This is a genomic window from Bordetella sp. 15P40C-2 (assembly GCF_009763235.1).
Lineage (GTDB): Bacteria > Pseudomonadota > Gammaproteobacteria > Burkholderiales > Burkholderiaceae_B > Bordetella_A.
Window position 1 is genome coordinate 16,329 of sequence record NZ_WSJA01000037.1, and the last position, 20,633, is coordinate 36,961.

14 protein-coding genes are annotated in these 20,633 nt (G+C 59.8%); 5 read left to right on the plus strand and 9 right to left on the minus strand.

The annotated features are described in order from the left end of the window. Positions 1-5: 5 nt before the first annotated feature. The 3 genes from GOQ25_RS15525 (at position 6) to GOQ25_RS15535 (ending at position 3,553) form a co-directional block, all read left to right on the plus strand. Positions 6-1,145, plus strand: coding sequence for a CaiB/BaiF CoA-transferase family protein (locus GOQ25_RS15525; RefSeq protein ID WP_160351387.1), 1,140 nt, complete (start codon positions 6-8; stop codon positions 1,143-1,145). Positions 1,146-1,217: 72 nt separating this feature from the next. Beyond that, positions 1,218-2,900 carry an AMP-binding protein gene (locus tag GOQ25_RS15530; protein ID WP_160351388.1) on the plus strand — a complete coding sequence of 561 codons (1,683 nt, stop codon included), beginning with the start codon at positions 1,218-1,220 and terminating at the stop codon, positions 2,898-2,900. A gap of 38 nt (positions 2,901-2,938) precedes the next feature. After that, the gene (locus GOQ25_RS15535; RefSeq protein WP_160351389.1) at positions 2,939-3,553 is read left to right on the plus strand and encodes a TetR/AcrR family transcriptional regulator; all 615 of its coding nucleotides are present in this window, start codon (positions 2,939-2,941) and stop codon (positions 3,551-3,553) included. A 49-nt stretch (positions 3,554-3,602) separates the two neighbouring features. Here GOQ25_RS15535 and GOQ25_RS15540 read toward each other — a convergent pair whose 3' ends face one another. The 6 genes from GOQ25_RS15540 to ggt all read right to left on the minus strand — a co-directional run bounded on the left by GOQ25_RS15540 (position 3,603) and on the right by ggt (position 14,609). After that, positions 3,603-7,334: an autotransporter outer membrane beta-barrel domain-containing protein gene (locus GOQ25_RS15540; RefSeq protein WP_160351390.1), complete on the minus strand. Its 3,732-nt coding sequence runs from the start codon at positions 7,332-7,334 to the stop codon at positions 3,603-3,605. 244 nt (positions 7,335-7,578) lie between these two features. Next, positions 7,579-9,459: a dipeptide ABC transporter ATP-binding protein gene (locus tag GOQ25_RS15545; protein ID WP_160351430.1), complete on the minus strand. Its 1,881-nt coding sequence runs from the start codon at positions 9,457-9,459 to the stop codon at positions 7,579-7,581. Positions 9,460-9,464: 5 nt separating this feature from the next. Further along, positions 9,465-10,343, minus strand: a complete 879-nt coding sequence (gene nikC, locus GOQ25_RS15550) for a nickel transporter permease (protein ID WP_160351391.1) — start codon at positions 10,341-10,343, stop codon at positions 9,465-9,467. Next, positions 10,340-11,284 carry an ABC transporter permease gene (locus tag GOQ25_RS15555; protein ID WP_160351392.1) on the minus strand — a complete coding sequence of 315 codons (945 nt, stop codon included), beginning with the start codon at positions 11,282-11,284 and terminating at the stop codon, positions 10,340-10,342. Before GOQ25_RS15555 ends, nikC begins: the two co-directional genes overlap by 4 nt. Positions 11,285-11,387: 103 nt before the next feature. Further along, positions 11,388-12,902 carry an ABC transporter substrate-binding protein gene (locus tag GOQ25_RS15560; protein WP_160351393.1) on the minus strand — a complete coding sequence of 505 codons (1,515 nt, stop codon included), beginning with the start codon at positions 12,900-12,902 and terminating at the stop codon, positions 11,388-11,390. Positions 12,903-12,980: 78 nt separating this feature from the next. Beyond that, positions 12,981-14,609, minus strand: a complete 1,629-nt coding sequence (gene ggt / locus GOQ25_RS15565) for a gamma-glutamyltransferase (RefSeq protein WP_160351394.1) — start codon at positions 14,607-14,609, stop codon at positions 12,981-12,983. 114 nt (positions 14,610-14,723) lie between these two features. Here ggt and GOQ25_RS15570 point away from each other — a divergent pair, with 114 nt between their 5' ends. After that, complete coding sequence (locus tag GOQ25_RS15570; protein ID WP_160351395.1) at positions 14,724-15,629, plus strand: LysR family transcriptional regulator; 906 nt, start codon at positions 14,724-14,726, stop codon at positions 15,627-15,629. A 22-nt stretch (positions 15,630-15,651) separates the two neighbouring features. Here GOQ25_RS15570 and GOQ25_RS15575 read toward each other — a convergent pair whose 3' ends face one another. The 3 genes from GOQ25_RS15575 to GOQ25_RS15585 are packed head-to-tail and all read right to left on the minus strand — an operon-like array spanning position 15,652 to position 19,050. Next, positions 15,652-15,990, minus strand: coding sequence for a P-II family nitrogen regulator (locus GOQ25_RS15575; RefSeq protein ID WP_160351396.1), 339 nt, complete (start codon positions 15,988-15,990; stop codon positions 15,652-15,654). Positions 15,991-16,013: 23 nt separating this feature from the next. Then, positions 16,014-17,663, minus strand: a complete 1,650-nt coding sequence (locus GOQ25_RS15580) for an NAD+ synthase (RefSeq protein WP_236844611.1) — start codon at positions 17,661-17,663, stop codon at positions 16,014-16,016. 37 nt (positions 17,664-17,700) lie between these two features. Beyond that, positions 17,701-19,050 (minus strand): mechanosensitive ion channel family protein, encoded by a 1,350-nt coding sequence (locus GOQ25_RS15585; protein WP_160351398.1) that lies wholly within the window; start codon positions 19,048-19,050, stop codon positions 17,701-17,703. Between the two features lie 132 nt (positions 19,051-19,182). Here GOQ25_RS15585 and argH point away from each other — a divergent pair, with 132 nt between their 5' ends. Then, positions 19,183-20,604: an argininosuccinate lyase gene (gene argH, locus GOQ25_RS15590; protein ID WP_160351399.1), complete on the plus strand. Its 1,422-nt coding sequence runs from the start codon at positions 19,183-19,185 to the stop codon at positions 20,602-20,604. Positions 20,605-20,633 lie beyond the last annotated feature (29 nt).

The window sequence follows — 20,633 nt, forward strand, 5'->3', positions numbered from 1 at the left end:
AGACCATGTCCTCGGTATTAGAAGGCGTGAAAGTTCTCGAGTTATGCGAGGTCTTTCAGGGGCCGCTGGCCGGTCAGATCCTTGGCGACTTTGGCGCCGATGTGCTGAAGATCGAACGCCCGGGGCGTGGCGATTCGCTACGCCACAGCGATACGGTCGCCAACGCTCACGGCAAGATGGGCAGCTACTTCGGCGCCGTGAATCGCAATAAGCGATCGATCTGTCTGGACCTGAAAAGCCCGGACGACCAGGAACACTTCCGGCGCCTGTTGCAAGAGGCAGACGTGCTGATGCACAACTACCGGCCCGGCGTACTCCAGCGGATGGGCTTTAGCTATGCGGAAGTGCAGAAGATCAATCCGCGCATCATCTATGCCGGGGCCAGCGGATTCGGCGAGAGCGGCCCGCTATCGGGCATGGCGGGACAAGACTTTCTGATTCAATCCATCAGCGGCATCGCGTGGAAGACCACCGCGGCGGCTAACGCACCCACGTTCATCAACGTTCCTATCGCGGACTACACCTCGGGCTTGTTGTTGGCCCAAGGCATTCTGCTCGCCATCCTTGAACGCCAGCGCTCGGGCCTAGGCCAGCAGGTGAACGTCTCGCTTTTCAATGCGCTGATCGCCATGCAAAGCCTGGAGGCCGCTACCGCTTTGAATTACGACTACGAGACACGCTGGTTCGAGCGCGCCTTGAATTTCACCGCGCAAGCCAGCGATGGCTGGTTGACCGTCATCGGATTTTTTCGGGATAACCCGCTGCACCTTATCTGCAAGGGACTGGGTATCGAGGATTTATCGACCACGCCTGGATGGACCGACAAACACGGCCAGGCGGCTAACAAAGAGGCCATTGCAGAAGTCCTGCGCCCGCATTTTCTCCCGCTTACAGTCGCGCAGAGCGTAGAACAACTTCAAGGCGCCGGTGTCCTCGCCGCACCTATTCTGGATTTCAATCAGGTGCTGGCACATCCCCAAGTCGCCGCGAATGAATTGATCGCCACCGTCCCCGTGTCCGGCCAGGAGGACATGCGCTTTATTGGTAGCCCCGTCAAACTATCTCGCACCCCCGCAACGGTCAGACGTGGTCCCCCGGCGCTAAATGCTCACCGCACGGAGATCATAGAAAAAAGCGGGGATTGAGGGCACGCGCGCATTCCCGGGGCGGCGACAGGCCCGTACACTATCGCTTCCCCAAAGCTTTCATACGAATAAATGATGGTGGATAGAGACAATCAAGCCGGCTGCGCGCCCTTTTCCGACCCAGCCGTGGACCAATGGACCGTGCCCGCGATCCTGGCCCAGGCCGTAGCCCAATTCGCATCGCGGCCCTTTCTGGAACTCGCCGGCGACGTGTGCGAAACCTATGCCGAGATGGGCCAGCGTGTGGCGGACCTGGCCGGCCGCCTGTTTGGATTGGGCGTACGACCCGGCGATCGCGTGCTAAGCATGCTGCCCAATTCATTACACGCGGTCCACGCCTGGTTAGCGACCAATCGGCTCAACGCGGTCGATGTCGGGATCAACACGGGATATAAGGGCAAAAGCCTCGAGCACGCGGCGAATCTGAGCGAGGCCAGGATACTGCTTACCACGGCCCCGTATCTGGAGGTGATTCTGCAGTCAAGCGAACAGCTCACGCATTTGCGCACCATCGTGCTGCTCGACGACAGTGTGGCGAGCCGATCGCTGGACACAGGTAAGCTGGAGGTACTGCGATGTGCCGATGTGACATCCGGATCATGCGACGACTCTATCGCAGCCGCTCCCTCCGACATTGGCTCGATCATCTACACCTCCGGGACCAGCGGCCCGGCTAAGGGTGTGATGATTCCCCATGCGCAGATTGCGCTGCTGGCGACAAGCGCCGCGCGGAAGATGGACCTCACGCAGGATGATGTCTTCTTTTCTTTCTACCCGATGTACCACATGGCCGGCAAATTCATGTCGGTACTTGCCACCATGGTGGCTGGCGGCAAGGTGGTGCTCGATAGCGGTTTCGATCCCTCGCAATGGCTCACTCGTATTCGCGATTATGGCGCCACGGTGACGGCCGCCCATGGGCCCATGCTTGAAATGGTCTATGCGCAGCCGCCGGGCCCGGGCGATCGGCAGCACCAGCTGCGGCTCATCCGAACCGCACCCTTTCCAAAGCGCATAGCGGCTCAATTCGAGGCCCGCTTTGGAGTACGCGGAATGGAGGTCTGGGGCCTGACGGAGATCGGCATCCCCTGCTGGACAGATTATCGTGAACCCCTGCGCGTGGGTTCATGCGGCAAAGTCGATACGGAACATTTTGAGTTCGCCGTGCTCGACCCGCGTGACCACGCTTTGCCCGCCGGCCAGATAGGCGAATTCGCGATACGTCCGCGCCAGCCTTGGATCGTCATGCAGGGCTATCTCGGTATGCCGGATAAAACGGTCGCGGCATGGCGCAATCTTTGGTTCCACACCGGCGATTGTGGCTATGTTGATGAGGACGGCTATGTGTACTTTGTGGACCGCGCCAAAGAGCGTATCCGCCGGCGTGCCGAAAACATCTCGGCAGGTGATATCGAGGCCGCGGCGCTGCTGCACCCGGATATCAAAGAAGCGGCCGCCGTTGGCGTGGAGTCGGGCTATGAAGGCGATGATGATATATTGCTCTGCGTTGTCCCTCGGGCTGGCGCCGCGCTGAACCACATCGAGCTCCTGCGCTTTTTGATGCGTGAGCTGCCCCATTTCATGATGCCGCGCTATCTGTGTCAGCTCCCGGCCATGCCGCGCACTGTCACGGGAAAACTACAGCGTGCCCTCGTCAAGGAACAGGCTTGCCGCACCGAACTATGGGATCGTAAACGTGCCGGCGTTGCGCTGCGCGATCTCGCGGTATTCCCCACGGCTACAGAGGTGGGATAAGGGCGCGTCGCCCAGGTATTTTTTCAACTGGTTGAGCAATGGCAAAGAAAAAGCAAGACAAAGAAGCAAGCGTAGAGAAAATCGAACGAGCGGCCCTGATGTTGTTCGCGCGCTATGGCTATACGGAAACCAGCCTGGAGCAGGTGGCCGACGAGGCCGGATTCACCAAGGGCGCGGTCTACTACTACTTCAAAACAAAAGAAGCCTTGCTGGTGTACTTGTTGGATCGCATCCGCGAACGCTCCATTTTGCGCACGCAAGATTATCTTCGTGCGCACACCGGCACTGCGGTAGACAAGCTGGTGGCGTTCGTACAGCAGCAGGCGATCTGGGCGGCCAAGAATCCCGACGACCTCGTCATACTGATCCTCACCAGTCTGCAGTTCCGCGAAACCGACACGCCGGCCAGGCAATCGGTTCGCGCGTACTACGGTGTCATGACAGAGGTATTGACTGAAATCTTCAGCGAAGGCGTGAAGAAAGGCGAGCTCTCTCGCACGCTGGATATTGAGACCACGGTCCTGGCCAACATCGCCCGGCATGACGGTAACATGCTGCTCTGGTATCGCAGCGGCCGAGATCCCGAGGTCGGCCGTAAGCTCACCCAGTCATCATGCAACGCAGTGCGGCGCTTTGGCGTGGAACTCGCCTGACCGATCAAACTGACGGGCGAATCAGAGAAACCGAGCTTCCGCAGATTCCTCAATAGCGATACGTCAGTGATACGTTGCCGCCCGTCTCGCGATAGCGGTCGTTGCCTCGGCTATGAAACAAGCCCGCGTTTAACGACACGTTGCGGTTAACGTCGCCTTGCACGCCTAGCTTCAGCTGCCCGATCTTGCGGCCGCTATTCGTGTTCACTTTGGCCTCGTCCGTTTTCACGCCGTAGCCCTTGCTCGTGTGCAACCAGCTGGCTTCGATATGCGGCGTAACCATGGTCGTCAGACCCGTGCGGATTTGCGCCGCAGCGCGCACGGCGACCGTCGTTTGCACGCGTGAGCCGTTTTCGAATTTGACGTTGGTGCCATCAGCTTGATGCAGGTTCTTTGAACGCACGTTCTGATAAATGGCTTGCGTGCGCGGCTGGATCACGTACTTCACATTGGCGCGCTCTGCCAATTTGACGTTGTAGCCCACCTCCACCGACCCCGTGACGCCTTGCGCGTCGTACTTTTGCGCGGGCGCGTTCGCGCCTTTCGCACGGTTGTCGAAGCGGTTCCACATCAGCCAGCTGTCTGCGTAGATGCCTTGGCCAGCGCCCGTGTTCTGCTGAAAGGTGCCATACAGGCCAAAGCCATGACCGTCCACCTTGCCCGAGGCCGAGCCGTTCAGACGATTCGATCGTGTTTCACCGGCATAGTGGCCATAGCCACCCATCACACCGGCGGTGAACTGGTCGCCTGCGTGGTTGGATAGCCGTAGCATGTCAACGCCCATCATGACCGTGTTCTGATCGCCCGTGGTTTTCAGCTGGCCGGTGCTGTCTTGCGACTGACTGCGCGAACCGCTATAGCGAACCCAGGCATTGCCGCGCTGGGAACCAGCGGCGTTGGGATTGTAGCTACCCAGGCGATCGCTCAAGCTCATCTGGAACATCGTATTCGCTGCGCGGGCATTGCCGTTGTAGGCACCAGCCTCGGGGCGTATAGCCATATCCTGTGCGCTCGGTGCCGGGGGCATGGTTACGACTGGCGGTGCGACCTGTTCTAAAGGGGGCTCGGCCTCATCGGATTGCTCCGTGTCGACGTCCGCTTCAATGTCATCCTCCGCAGTATCGTCCTCCTTAGCATCGTCCTCCGCAGCATCGTTTTCCGTAGCGTCGTCCTCCTGCTCCTCTTCTTCTTCTGCCACGTCCATGACGAAGATTTCCGACTTACCAGCGGACTCTGGGATTTCATAAGACGATGGATCCATCCCGGGTTCCGGCGCAGGCGCCGATACCGCCGGGAGAGCGGGCTTCGATTCCGCGTCCAACGACAACACCGGGGCCCGCGCAAGTTCCTGTTGTGGATCAGCCCCGTCGGCGGCGTTCGCGACGACGAGCGCTCGGCTATTAGCGCCAGGCTCGCCGGCGGAGGTGCCGGTAGGCGCCGCCTGTTGAGCAGGAGCAGGTAGAGCCAACTGCCCGCTCACGGGGACGACCGGGTCGGACGGCTGCTCGACGGGCGTCCACGGCACGAGCTGGTTGCCTGATGATTCATCAGCAACGACGGACTGGACCGATGGTTGCCATACGACAAGAGCCCGGTCATTCATGCCGGGGTCAGCGCTTGGCTGACTTGGCGCATCGGGTAGAGCCAAACGCTTGGAAACCACCGGGTCGGCGGGCTGCGAACCTGTCGAATTCCAAACAACCAATTGATTATCCGTGGTGCTCACCAACTCAGGTCGGGTCCTCGGCGAAACGGCCTGCTGTGCGATAGAGGCTCTATCGGAAGCCATATCCAACATTCCGTTCGAGCCCCCCTGCGAGCCCCCGCCATCCCAATATTCAAGCGCCGAATCCCATAAATTTGAGACCGCCCCCTGGACATCATCGGATTTCATAACAGTGCGGTACGTCTTCGCAGCCACTGTGGCGGCCGATTTCGCATCGGCCAACTGATGCACAGCCTCCCTGACCATCCGACCCGTGGGGTGGTTCAAGCGCTGGAGATTCCTCAATGCACTGTTCAATTCCGACGGACCAAGCCCCTCAATCCTAGATTTCATTTCCCCAACTAAATCTTGCACCTCGCCTGGATGTAGATTTTTCGGTACGGGCATACCGACCGCTGCTCCGATAGTGGGCCTTAACTTCGGGTTATCGACATCGGTTAATAGCTTCGCCTGAGCAGCCGCTGCGGCCTGCTGGGCGGCTGCCAAGTCACCCTGAGCATCGCGTGCAAGACGCAGATTGTTCAAGTCGTTCAGAAAAAGGGTAACCGTCGCGACGCTCTGCCCGTGCGTTAAACCGGTGGTAAACGCCGCCGGCATGTACTGGCTTACTGTCTCCGTGAGCTTTTCGGGCAGCGCGGCGATTTGATCGGTAATGTAGACGCCTTGCTCAAAACGGCGTGCCGCGGCAGTGGCAGTGATCGCGGCAAGGGCAGTGACGCCAGCGGCCACAGGAGCCGCTTCCGCGACCGCACCGATAAGGTTATCGAGTTTGTCTTTACCCCACGCCACGGCGCCCCCTGTCACGACACCTAAACCATATGGAAGCGCTTCAGTGGCAACGCTGGACCAGCTACCGGTGGCCACATCAGCAGATTCCGCTTTTATAGTGGCTAATGGCGCGGGATTCTGATTCACCCAAGGTGTGACCTGTTGCCCAACCGAGCTCTTGGCCGGCGCGTTAGCAGTAGCGGCGTACCCAATCGAGGCGTTCTCGAATGCAATATCCCCAACACCATTCGGCTCGGCCTGCGGCTCCCCGCCCTCCCAATATTCCGACGCCGTGTCCCACAGGCGCGAGACCGCCTCCTGGACCTCATCGGATTTCATGACAGCGCGGTAGCCCTTCGCAGCCGTCGCGGTGGCGGATTTCGCATCGACCACCTGTCGCACAGTCTCTCTGACTATCCAACCACAGGTGTGGTGCATGCGCTGCAGTTGCGCCAACGCCTTGTTCAATTGCGAGGCATCGAGCCCCTCGATCTTAGACTTCAACTCGGCGACGTGCTTTTGCAGCTCGGCATGGTCTAAATTTTTTGGTAATTGCATACCGAAAGCAGCTGCGATTGTGCCCCTCAGATTGGCGTTATCGACGTCTTTCAAGAGCTTCGCCTGAGCTGCGGCAGCAGCCTGCTGTGCCGCTATCACGTTAGCTTGAGCATGGTGAGCGAGACGCAAATTATTTAAGTCGTTCAGAAAAAGACCGACGGTCCCGGCGTTATATCCGTGCGTGACGCCCGTATTAAAAGCCGTGGGCATGTACTGACTTACGGTCTCGGTGACCGTTTCGGGCAGCGCGGCGATCTGATCGGTGATGTAGGCACCTTGCTCAAACTGGCGCGCGGCGGCAGTGGCGGCGATTGCGAAAAGCGCGGAGACGCCGGCGGTCACCGGATCGGCTTGCACGGCTGTGCTGATCAGGCTACCAAGTTTGTCTTTGCCCCACGCCACGGCGCCCCCTGTCACGACACCCAGGCCATATGGAATGGCGTCCGTGGCGACAGTGGACCAAGCAGACGACGACATCTTGGCCGCTTGATTGACGGTGTGGGCAAGAGAGGAATAAGAGAACCAGCCATCAGTAGTCGTCTGTTCCTGGAGCGCCGCAGGGCGCAGCGCCAGCGTCTTATTTTGCGCATAGGCGGACGCTGAACACGGAATAGCCAACGCCAGTATTGCCGCGCGAAAAGTCTTGTATGGGAACCGGGCGGGAAATGTGAATGAACGGCGCGGAGAGGCCTGGCCGGCAGATTTCGCCGTAACAGTCGTCGTGGTCATGCTGTCGCATTCCTATGAAGGTCTAGAACGCGGGCATGATGAATTAATAAATTTCAGATTGAAGTTATAGAACTCATTAGTCGCAAATATCGGACTAAAGGAAATTTTAGATTTCACTTCAATCTAGAATTTCCATGAAAAAAGGAGCCGACAAGCGGCTCCTTTTTTGTGACTTCCCACTATGGACCAGTGACCTCGTGGCGTTGTGCAACGTACCTCAGGCCGAGTTAGAACCCGCTGACGGCTACCCCGCGTACACCCCCACCGGATGACGCGCGACGAAATGACCCTCGCCCACCTGCACTAGCGGTGCGACGACCGGATCGTCGCCCACCTTGCGCACAGGACTGGGGATTTCATCGACGAGCAGCGACCTGGCGCGATGTCTGCGCTGGGGATCGGCGATGGGTACAGCGTCCATCAACTTGCGGGTATACGGGTGTTGCGGATTCTCGAAAATGGCACGTCTTGGGCCTATTTCAACGATCTGGCCCAGGTACATCACCGCCACGCGATGGCTGATGCGTTCCACCACGGCCATGTCGTGCGAGATGAACAGCAATGCAATGCCCAGCTCACGTTGCAAATCGAGAAGCAAGTTGACGATCTGCGCCTGAATCGACACATCGAGTGCCGAGACAGATTCGTCGGCCACAATCACTTTGGGATTCAGTGCGAGGGCGCGCGCAATGGAGATGCGCTGACGCTGCCCTCCGGAGAACTCGTGCGGATAACGGTCTACCATTTCCGGCAGCAGGCCACATTTATCCATCAGCCAACGCACGCGCTCCTGAGCTTGCGCGCCCCGCGCCACGTTGTGAATCAAGAGCGGTTCCATGATGGAATGACCCACGGTCATACGCGGGTCCAGGGACGCGAACGGATCCTGGAAGATGAACTGAATATGGCGGCGCAGCGTCTGCATGGCGGCACCACGCAGGCTGCCGATGTTCTGCCCATCGAATTCGATGCTACCGCCTTGGCTCTTGACCAGCTGCAATAAGGAACGGCCGGTCGTGGTTTTGCCGCAGCCAGACTCCCCCACCAGCGACAAGGTTTCGCCCGGATATAGGTCGAAGCTCACGCGTTCAACAGCATGCACGCGTTTCTGCACACGCCCCAGGATGCCACCCGTGATGTCGAAGCGCGTGATCAGATCCTTGACGCGCAACACCGGCCCCTGATCACGACGCACCGTACTGGGTAGCACGATGGGATCGTCAAGATGGGCCGTTGCTTTCTCGGTTTCAGCTTCACTGACCTTCAACAACGGAAATGGGGCCGGTTCATCGGTGCCCTTCATGGCGCCTAGACGGGGTACGGCCGAGAGCAGCGCGCGCGTGTAGGGGTGCTTCGGCGAGGCAAAAATCTCATCCGCCCCACCCTCTTCTACCTTGTCGCCGCGATACATGACAAGAACCCGGTCGGCGACCTCTGCAACCACGCCCATATCGTGCGTGATGAAGATCACCCCCATGTCCATTTCTTCCTGCAGCTGACGGATAAGCTGCAAGATCTGCGCCTGAATCGTCACATCCAGCGCGGTGGTGGGTTCGTCGGCGATCAGCAGCTGGGGCTTGCACGAAAGCGCCATCGCGATCATCACGCGCTGGCGCATACCGCCCGAGAGCTGATGCGGATAGCGATCCAGAATCGACCGCGCATCGGGAATACGCACACGTTCCAGCATGCGCAGCGCCTCGGCGCGGGAGGCATTGCCATCCAGGCCCTGATGCAGCTGCAACGCTTCGGCGATTTGCGCGCCAGCGGTGAAACTGGGATTGAGCGAGGTCATCGGCTCTTGGAAGATCATTGCGACATCGGCGCCGCGCACGCGTTCCAGGACGCGTTCGTCTGCCTGGCGCAGATCCAGCACGCTGCCGTCCCGGCGACGCAAACGCATATCGCCGTTGACGATGCGGCCGCCACCAAATTCGACCAGCCGCATGATAGCTAGTGACGTCACCGATTTACCGGAGCCCGATTCGCCGACAATGGCCAGCGTCTCGCCGCGATCGACGTGAAACGACACATCGCGCACGGCTTGAACCACACGGTCCGGCGTTTTGAATTGCACGGTCAGCCCGCTGACCTCTACGACTCGTTTTGCATCCATGTTTGTCATCGCGCTCATTTGTCTTGCCGCGGATCGAGCGCATCGCGCAAACCGTCGCCCAGCAGGTTAAAGCCCAGCACCACCAGGAAAATTGCCGTCCCGGGGAAAATCGACATCCACGGAGCCTGCACCATAAAGTTCTTGCCCGTATTGAGCATGGAGCCCCACGAGGGATTTGGCGGCTGCAAACCCAAACCCAAGAACGACAAGCTGGCCTCGGCGATGATCGCGGTGGCAATCGTGATGGTCGCCTGCACGATGAGCGGCGGCATGATGTTGGGCAGGATATGGCGCAGAATGATGCGTGCATCCGATGCACCTAATGCGCGCGAGCTCTGGACATAATCCTCGCTTTTCACGGCCAATACTTGCCCGCGCGCCAGGCGCACGAACTTCGGCGCGGCAGACACGCCAATGGCAATCATGGCATTGGTCAGACTAGGCTCCAGAAAAGCGGCCAGTGCGATGGCCAGAATCAAAAACGGAATCGCCAGCAGCGCCTCGGTGAACCGGGAGATCACGCTGTCGATCCACCCACCGAAGTACCCGGATATCAACCCCAAGGGCACGCCAATGACCACCGCAATGGCAACGGACACGACACCGGCCATGAGCGAGGCACGCGCGCCATACAGCATGCGGCTGTAGATATCTCGACCCAACTCGTCGGTTCCTAGCCAATGCGCCGCCGACGGGGCCTTGCGTATGGCCATGAAGCTGGTTTGAAAAGGATCGTAGGTCGCCAGCATCGGGGCAAAGACCGCCACGATGACCATTGCCAGCACAATGGCTGCGCCAAACAGCGCGACGCGATTACGTTTGAATTTACCCCAGGCGCGATTGCGGCTGCGGGGCGGTGCGGCATTAACAGCCGAAGCAGTCGTAGCAGTCATGCGTGCCTCAGACGTGGATTAACCAGGATGTACAGAATGTCGGCCAGGAGATTCATCACAATGAACCCGACCGCGACGCACAGGACCACGCCCTGCACCACCGCATAGTCGCGGGTGAACACCGCGTCGACAATCAGCTTGCCGAATCCCGGAATGGTGAAAACTTGCTCGGTCAGCACGGCCCCGGCCATCAGCTCGCCGAACAACAACGTGACCAGGGTCACGATAGGCATCAAGGCATTGCGTAGTGCGTGGCGTAACACAACGCGGCGCGCCGATACGCCCTTCGCACGCGCGGTACGCACGTAGTCGGCGTTGAGCGCCTCCAGCATCGCCGAACGCGTATGTCGCATCAGATAGGCGGCAATCGCGGTCGAGAGCACCAAGGCTGGCATCAGCATCGTCTTCATCGACAACCAGAAATCCTCGAATGGCGACACATACCCGGATGCCGGCAGCAAGCGCCATTGCACCGACACCAACATAATGAGCAGGATGCCCAGCCAGAAATTTGGAATTGACATCCCCGAGAGTGCGGCAACGTTGGCGCCCATCTCGGTCAACGTGCCCTTGCGCACAGCGGCGATGATGCCCATGGGCACGCCGACGATAATGGCAAAGAACATCGCCATGAGGGCCAACTGCAGCGTGACCGGAAGCTTTTGCGCGATCAGCTGAGTGACGGGCACATCGGTACGCAACGAGCTTCCAAGATCGCCCTGCAAGACGTTGGTCACCCAGGCCCAATACTGTACAGGCCAGGAAGCATTGAGTTTGTATTTCTCCCGCAAGAACTCAATGACGGCGGGATCACGTTCCTCGCCGGCCATGGTCAGCACGGCATCGCCGGGCAAGAGCTTCTGCAAAAGGAAAACAATCATCGACACGAGGATCAGTGTCGGTATGGCCACGAGCACGCGGCGCAGAATAATTTTGAACATAGAACGACCCGTAAAACGCCGACGCCACACCCGGCAAGCAAAGGTGGCACGGGCCGTGCTTATGTCACGGCCCGTTGATTGGTTGGCGAACGGCGAGGCGCGCTTACTGCGCGAAACTCACGCCTTTGAGGCGAATCATGCCGTCAGGCGACGGATGAAACCCCTTCACCTTCTGGGACAAGACGAAGGGCCAGGGCTGATAGTACAGATACACGGCCTGCGTTTCGTCCTGCATGATTTTCTGCGCTTGATCGTAGAGTGCACGGCGCTTTTCGACGTCGGGGACCTTGCGCGCGTCGTTAAGCAGCTTGTCCACCTCGGGGTTGCAATAACGGCCGTCGTTCTGGCCGCCCTTGCAAGTCACGAACTGATGAATATTGCCATCCGGATCGACCCGTCCCGACCAGCCACGCATGAGCAGCTCAAAGTTGCCGCCTTGCGCCTCACTCAACAGCGCCGCATATTCCGTCGGACGCAGACTCAGCTGAAAGCCCGCCTCGGCGGCCATGGCTTGCACCATCTCCGCGATGGCGGATGTCGTGGTGTTGTTGCCAAATGCCAGTTCAGCCTTGACCGTTTCCTTGCCGGCCTCTTTCAGCAAGGCCTTTGCCTTAGCCACATTGCGTGCGGGGATCGGAAATTTATCACTGTGAAAGGGGCTCGCGGGCGGGAACGGCTGATTCGCCGGTTCGAAAATCCCACCGCCGACCACCTCGTTGATCACATTACGATCCAACGAAAGCTCAAAGGCGCGACGTACGCGGGCATCCTTGAACGGGTTCGTCTCGGCGCGCTTGCCATTGCCTACATTGAAGTAGAACTGCTGGTATCCCAGACCGGAAACGTTAGCGAACTGCAGCGAAGGATCGCTTTTGACCTGTTGCGCGTCCGAAGGATTCATGCGCTCCAGAATATCGAGGCCGCCAGCACGCAGATTCGACAAGCGTACGGTCGAATCAGGAATCGGCAAGAACGTCACGCGTTTGAAGGCATAATCGCCGGCGTTGTAGTGCTTGTCGAACTTCTCCAGCACGATGCGATCGTTCTGCACGCGCTGGACAAACTGATAAGGACCCGAGCAGATGGGCTTGCGACCGACCGCGGCTGTATCGTCGGTAAACGTCTTGGGCGACAGCATCATCCCCGACCGATCTGACAAGGACGCAAGCAGTGTCGCGTCGGGCGACTTCAATTTCAATACCAGGGTCTCGGCATCCGGCGCGGAGACTTCCTGCACCGAGGTGAGCTCGCTCTTGCGCATGCTGTCGGGCAGCTTCATGGCACGCTCGATATTAGCCTTGGCGGCAGCGGCATCGAACGGCGTGCCGTCGTGAAAGACGGCATCCTTGCGCAGCTTGAACGTCAGTTCGGTATTGTCGTCATTCCATGACCAGGACTCGGCCAACTGCGGCACGAATTCCAGCTTGTCATTAACGTCGATCAGCTTGTCGCACAACGACGTAAAGACAATGCGGCCAACATAAGTACGAGCACGATGCGGATCGAGGACATCGGGATCCTCTTGCAACCCGATGCGAATCTCTTGCGCGAACGCACTGCCCGCGGCTGCGGCGAAGACCGCCGCGCCAACACCCAGCTTAAATGCCTGACGCTTCATGTTTTTTCCCTTGTCGATGTAATAGACGCCCGACCCGTGTCGGTGAGAGACCGGGCCGGGTCGTGAACCTATTGTGGCTTAGAAACCCACTGCTTGACCATCGCGACGTGGATCGCTGGCGGCGACGTAGCCCAGCTCGTTGTCGCTTTCGTGCATGCGCCAGATAAACTGACCCGCGCCGAAATCCATATAGGGATCGTCAACCGACTTCAGCTTGTGGCCCAGGGCCTGCAGGCCGTCGACCGTCGCGCGGTTCATCGTCGACTCGATATCCAGCGTGAAATCGCGGTTGACCTTCCAACGCGGCGCATCGCAAGCCGCCTGCGGCTGCTGATGGTAGTCGAGCATCCGGATAACGGTTTGCAGGTGCCCTTGCGGCTGCATATCGCCACCCATCACGCCAAAGCTCATCACCGGCTTGCCGCCACGGGTCAGGAAGCCCGGGATGATCGTATGGAACGGACGCTTGCCGCCTTGGACGACGTTGGGCGACTTGGGATCCATCGAGAAGCCCACGCCACGGTTTTGCAGGCTGATACCGGTACCCGGCACGACCACGCCAGAGCCAAAGCCCATGTAGTTCGATTGGATGAACGAGATCATCATGCCGTTTTCGTCGGCCGCGGTCAGATAGATCGTGCCGCCAGCATGCGGGCGGCCAGCCTCGAACTGCGTCGCGCGATCCAGACGGATGAGCTTGGCGCGGCTTTGCAGATAGGCGTCCGACAACATCTGCTCGGGCGTGACGTCCATGGTGCGCGGATCGGACACGTAACGGTAGAGGTCCGAGAAGGCCAGCTTCATGGCTTCGATCTGCACGTGCTGCGACTCGATCGAATCGACCTTCATGTTGGCCAGATCGAAGTGCGAGCAGATGCCCAGCGCCATCAGCGCGGCAATGCCCTGCCCGTTCGGCGGGATCTCGTGCAGCTCATAGCCGCCGTAGGATTTGGAGATCGGCTTGACCCAATCCGGTTTGTAGTTGCGCAGATCGTCCAGGGTCATCGCGCCGCCGCATTCCTTGGCGAAGGCGACGATCTTCTCGGCGATCTCGCCTTCGTAGTAGTCGCGGCCACCGGTAGCGGCGATGCGACGCAGCGTGTAGGCGGCCTCGGGAATACGGAAGTGCTCGCCCGGCTTGGGCGCGCGGCCATTCGGCATGAACGTTTGGGCGTAGCCCGGCTGATCGCGCAGGTCGTCAATCGCGGCGGCCCACTTGTGCGCCACGACGGGCGGCACGGCGTAGCCACGCTCGGCGATTTCGATGGCGGGCTCGAACAGGTCCGCAAACGGCAGCTTGCCGAATTTCTCATGCAGGGCTGCCCAGCCAGCGACCACGCCAGGCACGGTCACGGCGTCCCAGCCGCGCTTGGGCTGATTTGCCAGGCCATTAGCGTCGGTGCCGTATTTGGCCTTGAAATACTCCACGTTCCACGCCGCAGGCGCGACGCCCGAGGAGTTCAAACCGTGCAGCTCCTTGCCATCCCAAAGGATGGCAAAGCAGTCACTGCCCAGCCCGCAGGATACGGGCTCAACCAGGGTAATCGTGGCGGCGGCGGCAATCGCGGCGTCAATGGCATTGCCTCCCTTGAGCAGCATGCGCAGGCCAGCCTGAGCCGCCAGCGGATGCGAGGTCGACACGACATTGCGAGCAAACTGCGGAATGCGGTGCGAGGGATAAGGGTTGTGCCAATCGAAATTTTTCATGAAAGCTCTACGCTCAAGAGAAACAGAAAAGAAAATTCTGTACAGCCGATCAACTTACTATTGTGCTTTAATTAAATCAATTTGAATAATTGATTTCTCGTAAAAAATATTTTTATGAGTAGCATCCGGTTCCTTCGCAGCTTTCTGGCGGTCGCTCATCACGGCTCATTTTCCGAGGCGGCCGAACATATGGCGCTGACGCAAGCGGCCATTAGTTTTCAGATGCGCGCACTGGAAACGGATCTGGGGCGGGAACTATTCGATCGTACGGGGCGGCTGGCTATTTTGAATGCGGCAGGCCGTGAACTGCTGCCCGAGATCAAGCAGCTGGTCGAGTTCTACGACCGGCTAAAACGGCCGCGTACTTCGCCCGGGGAGTTGGCCGGTGCGGTATCCATCGGCGCCATCGTGTCCTGCATGGGAACGCTATCGAAGGTCGTTTCTCAACTCAAGCGACAGCATCCGTCACTGGATGTGCGCGTGTTGTCGGGCAAGGCAAGCGAACTGGCTAGCAAGGTGGAAGCCGGCGACCTGGACGCGGCGTTTGTCGTAGAAGGCACGCGCAAGGTGGCGAGCATGCAATGGACACCGCTATATCAGGAGCCGCTGGTCGTCGTCGCCCCGGCTGCTGTGAAAGCGCAATCGGCGGCGGCCGTACTATCGGCCAACCCCTTTTTACGATTCGATCGTACGCAGAGAACCGGCCGGCAGATCGACCGGGTATTGAGAAGATTAGGCATGCACCCAGAGGAGTTTCTGGAGCTGAACGCGATCGAAACGCTGGTGGAACTAGTGCGGCAGGAGGTCGGCGTCACACTATTGCCATTATTAAATGGCTCCAACTGGCTAAGCAGTCCCGACCTGCGGATAATCCGTTTACCCGATGAAGTCGGCCAGCCCAGCCGCAGTATCGGCATGGTCGAACGCCGGGACCACGCCCGTCAAACGATCACGCGCGAGATCTGCGCCCAGTGCCTGGAGCTGTTTCAAGCGCGTGGTCATGCACAAACTGTCGGATGATTCCGGTCCGACTGCACCGCGCTTAAAGCGCCTGATCGCCGTTTTCGCCCGTACGAATGCGGATCGCCTGTTCAACCGGCGTGACGAAAATCTTTCCATCGCCAATCTTGCCAGTACGCGCCGCCTTGATGATCGCCTCGATGGCCGGGTCTACCATATCCTCGGGCAAGACCACCTCGACACGAATCTTCGGCAGGAAATCCACGACATACTCGGCGCCACGATAAAGCTCCGTGTGCCCTTTTTGACGACCGAAGCCTTTGACCTCCGTCACGGTCAAGCCGCTGACGCCGACCTCGGCGAGCGCCTCGCGGACTTCGTCCAGCTTGAACGGTTTAATGATGGCGGTGACTTGTTTCACGTTATTCTGACCCTGATAAAAGACTAAACCGTTTCCCGGTACCCGTTGGTGACAGGATAGCGCCAATCCCGACCGAACGCGCGCGTGGTGATGCGCGGTCCCGGAGGCGCCTGCCGGCGTTTATATTCATTGATTCGGATGAGCCGCAGAATTTGCTCGACGGCCGGCTGCGCATAGCCCGCCGCGACGAGCTGCGCGGCCGATTCGTTGTGTTCGAGATGGCGCTCCATAATGCCATCGAGTACGTCATACGGTGGCAAGCTGTCCTGATCGGTCTGATCGGGACGCAGTTCGGCCGAGGGCGGGCGCGTGATGATACGGCGCGGAATCACCTCGGTTTCGCGGTTACGCCATTCAGCCAGACGGTAGACGAGCGTCTTCGGCACGTCTTTGATCACCGCGAAGCCGCCTGCCATGTCACCGTACAGCGTGCAGTAGCCGGTCGCCAGTTCGGATTTATTACCCGTGGTCAGCACCAGATAGCCGGTTTTGTTCGACAGCGCCATCAAGAGCGTGCCGCGCACGCGCGCCTGGATGTTTTCTTCGGTCGCATCGACCGGCAAGCCCTCGAATTGCGGCGCGAGCATGCCCTCGAAGGCCTCGAAAGCCGGCGCGATGGCGATTTCGTCATGACGCACGCCCAGACGCTGCGCCATGTCGGTGGCATCCGTCTGGGAAATGCCGGCGGTGTAACGCGAGGGCATCATTACGGTGCGCACGTTCTCGGCGCCCAAGGCGTCGACGGCGACCGCCAACACCACCGCCGAATCGATCCCGCCAGACAGCCCGATAAGTGCGCCTGGAAATCCGTTTTTCCCCAGATAATCGCGCACGCCCAACACCAGCGCGTTCCATACCTGTTCTTCGAGACAAACGGGGCTCGCGTCGGCTCGCGCGGTCTCTGGATGCACGGATCCCTTGCCGTCGACATCGATCAGGCTCACACCCTCGACATAGTCCGCCAGTCGCGCGGCGCATTCGCCTTGCGCGTTCAACGCAAACGAAGCTCCGTCGAAAATCAACTCATCCTGGCCGCCCACGAGGTTCGCATACACGACGGCACAGCCGGTGTTTTGCACGCAGCGACGTGCCACGGCCAGACGTTCGTCCTGTTTGCCAACATTAAAAGGCGAAGCATTGGGTACCAGCAGCACCTGCGCACCGGCCTGCGCGGCCGCACGCGGGGCGTGATCGAACCAGATGTCTTCGCAGATATTGACCCCGAACTTCACGCCTTTGACCTCAAATACCAGCGCTTGGTCGGCCGAGGCGAAATAGCGACGCTCATCGAACACCGAGTAATTCGGAAGTTCTCGTTTCCGATACACGCCCACCACACGGCCGTCGCAAATCACGCTGGCCGCGTTATAGAGATGTCCTTCATCGGCCAGCACATGCCCCACAATGAGGTGCAAGCCAGTCAACCCGGCACAGTCAGCGCGCAGCTGATCCAGCACGGCCTGCTGCCGTTGCACAAACGACGGGCGCAATAGCAGGTCCTCGGGCGGATAACCCGTCAATGCGAGTTCAGGCGTGACCAGAATATCGGCGCCTTGCTCGTGCGCCGAGCGGGCGGCTTGGAGGACGCGGGCGGCGTTGCCGGCGAGATCGCCCACGTGAGCATTGATTTGCGCGATCCCGACGCGGACGGCACGGCTAGACGACGATTCCAAAATGGGACTTCCCAGGCGGTTGACGACGAAACAAAAATTATCGCACGCCTGTATCGCCGGACGGGTCCCAGCCGACCTCGGTTTGCACAGAATCGCCATAGGCGGCCCGCTCGCGCGCCAACTCGCGCTGCAGCGCGCCGGCCAGCCCCTGCCCGACCGCGCCCACATCGGCACCCGATGGTTGCTGATAAAGACGCAACCCTAGTTCTGGCAGGATGGCCAACAGATGGTCAAACACATCACCTTGAATGCGTTCGTATTCCACCCAAGCCGTCAATGCCGCGAAGCAGTACACCTCGATAGGGATCCCATCTGACTGCGGCTCCATCATCCGCACCATCATGGACATGTCCTGACGGATTTCCGGATTTTGCTTCAAATACGCTAACGCGTAAGCACGAAACGTCCCGATGTTCGTCAGCCGACGACGATTGGCGGGCACCTGAGCGATATCGTCGCCCAACTGACTATTGGCCTCCTGTAAAACAGTCGTCTTTGCCGTCAGATAATCATGAAGCAGCCGGAACCGCATCAACCGTTTGGCCTCGTCGTCAGTCAGAAAACGGACCGTGGAGGCATCGACCCGCAGCGTTCGCTTGATCCGCCGCCCCCCCGATTCGAACATCTGACGGTAATTGCGATAGCTCTCGGAAAACAGCTTGTATGTCGGGACCGTGGTGACTGTGTTGTCCCAGTTCTGTACCTTCACGGTGTGCAGCGCGATATCGCGTACAAACCCGTCGGCGTTCGCCTGAGGCATCTCGATCCAGTCGCCAATGCGCAGCATATCGTTTGAGGTGAGCTGCGTACTGGCCACGAAGGACAGCAAAGTGTCCTTGAACACCAATAACAAAATCGCAGACACCGCACCCAGACCGGAGATCATCCACAGAGGCGACCGATCCAGCAGGATGGAAAGCACCAACACCGTGCAGATCACGACCAACATCAATTTGCCGATCTGGATGTAACCCTTGATCGAGCGCGTTTGCGCGCGCGGCGTGGCAGCGTACGCGTCCTGCAACGCGTTCAGCATGCCGGCAACCGCAGTGAACACGCAGATCCACGCCGCGCCATGGGCGATGCGCCCGACAACGCTGACCACGCGATCCATGTGCGGCACCAGCCCCACGCCCATCGACACGACGGCAAACGGCACGGCATACCAAAGGTTCTGATACGCACGCCGGCGCCTGAGCGCGTGATCCCAATTTTTCCGACCAGTCAGGATCAACAGCCGGTGCGCGCAGAACAGCACAATGCGCGCGCCCACCCACTGGGCAATCAGCGCGACCAGTAGCAGTATCCCGATGCCGACCAACGTTTGTGCCCACGGCGCATGGGGGACGTAGTCCCCGAACTGCTCCACCAAGCGATTCCAGTCCATAAACAAGCTCTGACTCCGTCGTATTGCCGGGGCAAGATCCCCACTCGTCGCCCTGCCGGCCAATTATCTACTATGTGCGCGCTGGCCAGGGGTATCGCCACCGGTTGGCGGGGCTCTATAATCCCGACCATCATGGCAAAAAACTCCACCTCCGACCAAAACCAGTTCGCCAATAAGGCGCAAGCCTGGTCCGCCCGGTTCTCCGAGCCGGTTTCCGATCTCGTCAAACGCTATACCGCGTCCGTCGATTTTGATAAGCGCCTGGCGCGATACGACATCCAGGGCTCGTTGGCGCACGCCGACATGCTAGCCGCGCAAGGCATCATTGCTGCCTCGGATCTATCCGATATTCAGCGCGGCATGGCGCAGATCCTGTCCGAAATCGAAGCTGGTCAATTCCAATGGCTGCTCGATCTGGAAGACGTGCACCTCAATATCGAAAAGCGTCTGGTCGAGCTGGTGGGCGATGCTGGCAAGCGCCTGCACACGGGCCGTTCGCGTAACGATCAGGTGGCCACCGATATCCGCCTGTGGCTGCGCGCCGAGATCGATCACCTGATCGACTTGCTGCGCCAGCTGCGCCATTCGCTGGCCACCGTGGCCCTGGAAAACGCCGGGACGATCATGCCCGGCTTTACGCATTTGCAGGTGGCGCAGCCCGTGACCTTCGGTCACCACCTGTTGGCGTACGCTGAAATGTTCGGCCGCGATGCCGAGCGGCTGGCCGACTGCCGCCGTCGCGTTAACCGTCTGCCGCTGGGCGCGGCTGCGCTGGCTGGCACCTCGTATCCCATCGATCGCGAACGTGTGGCCCGTACGCTGGGCTTTGACGGCGTATGCCGTAACTCGCTCGATGCCGTTTCCGACCGCGACTTCGCCATTGAATTCTGCGCCGCGGGAGCGCTCATCATGACGCACGTATCGCGTCTGTCCGAGGAACTCGTCCTCTGGATGAGCCCGCGCGTGGGCTTTATCGATCTGGCCGACCGTTTCTGCACCGGCAGTTCGATCATGCCGCAGAAGAAAAACCCGGACGTGCCCGAGCTTGCCCGTGGCAAGACCGGCCGCGTCAATGGTCACCTGATGGCGCTGCTGACCCTGATGAAGGGCCAGCCCTTGGCCTACAACAAGGACAATCAGGAAGACAAAGAAGGCCTGTTCGACACGGTGGACACGCTGCGCGACACGCTGACGATCTTTGCCGACATGGCGGCCGGCATCAAGGTCAAGGCGGACAACATGCGTGCGGCTGCGCTGCAAGGCTTTGCCACGGCGACGGACCTGGCCGACTACCTGGTCAAACGCGGCGTGCCGTTCCGTGATGCGCACGAGGTCGTGGCGCACGCCGTGCGCGATTGCGAACAGCGCGGTTGCGATCTGGCGGATTTGTCGACGGCTGAGCTCAAGGCCTACCACGACAGCATCGGCGATGACGTGCATCAGGTGCTGACCCTGGAAGGCTCGGTGGCCGCGCGTAATCACATCGGCGGCACCGCCCCGGAACGTGTTGCGGAAGAGGCGCGTCGTGTACTCGAAGAAACGGCGCAGAGCTAAGTCGCATCCGGCGCCGGTGCCCGGCGCCG

Bases quoted from the DNA above. Each gene is read 5' to 3' on its own strand.
- GOQ25_RS15540 (WP_160351390.1), bottom strand. From the start codon at position 7,334: ATGACCACGACGACTGTTACGGCGAAATCTGCCGGCCAGGCCTCTCCG.
- GOQ25_RS15585 (WP_160351398.1), bottom strand. From the start codon at position 19,050: ATGGACTGGAATCGCTTGGTGGAGCAGTTCGGGGACTACGTCCCCCAT.
- GOQ25_RS15535 (WP_160351389.1), top strand. From the start codon at position 2,939: ATGGCAAAGAAAAAGCAAGACAAAGAAGCAAGCGTAGAGAAAATCGAA.
- GOQ25_RS15530 (WP_160351388.1), top strand. From the start codon at position 1,218: ATGATGGTGGATAGAGACAATCAAGCCGGCTGCGCGCCCTTTTCCGAC.
- GOQ25_RS15555 (WP_160351392.1), bottom strand. From the start codon at position 11,284: ATGTTCAAAATTATTCTGCGCCGCGTGCTCGTGGCCATACCGACACTG.
- GOQ25_RS15560 (WP_160351393.1), bottom strand. From the start codon at position 12,902: ATGAAGCGTCAGGCATTTAAGCTGGGTGTTGGCGCGGCGGTCTTCGCC.
- argH (WP_160351399.1), top strand. From the start codon at position 19,183: ATGGCAAAAAACTCCACCTCCGACCAAAACCAGTTCGCCAATAAGGCG.
- GOQ25_RS15545 (WP_160351430.1), bottom strand. From the start codon at position 9,459: ATGACAAACATGGATGCAAAACGAGTCGTAGAGGTCAGCGGGCTGACC.
- GOQ25_RS15570 (WP_160351395.1), top strand. From the start codon at position 14,724: ATGAGTAGCATCCGGTTCCTTCGCAGCTTTCTGGCGGTCGCTCATCAC.
- nikC (WP_160351391.1), bottom strand. From the start codon at position 10,343: ATGACTGCTACGACTGCTTCGGCTGTTAATGCCGCACCGCCCCGCAGC.
- GOQ25_RS15525 (WP_160351387.1), top strand. From the start codon at position 6: ATGTCCTCGGTATTAGAAGGCGTGAAAGTTCTCGAGTTATGCGAGGTC.
- ggt (WP_160351394.1), bottom strand. From the start codon at position 14,609: ATGAAAAATTTCGATTGGCACAACCCTTATCCCTCGCACCGCATTCCG.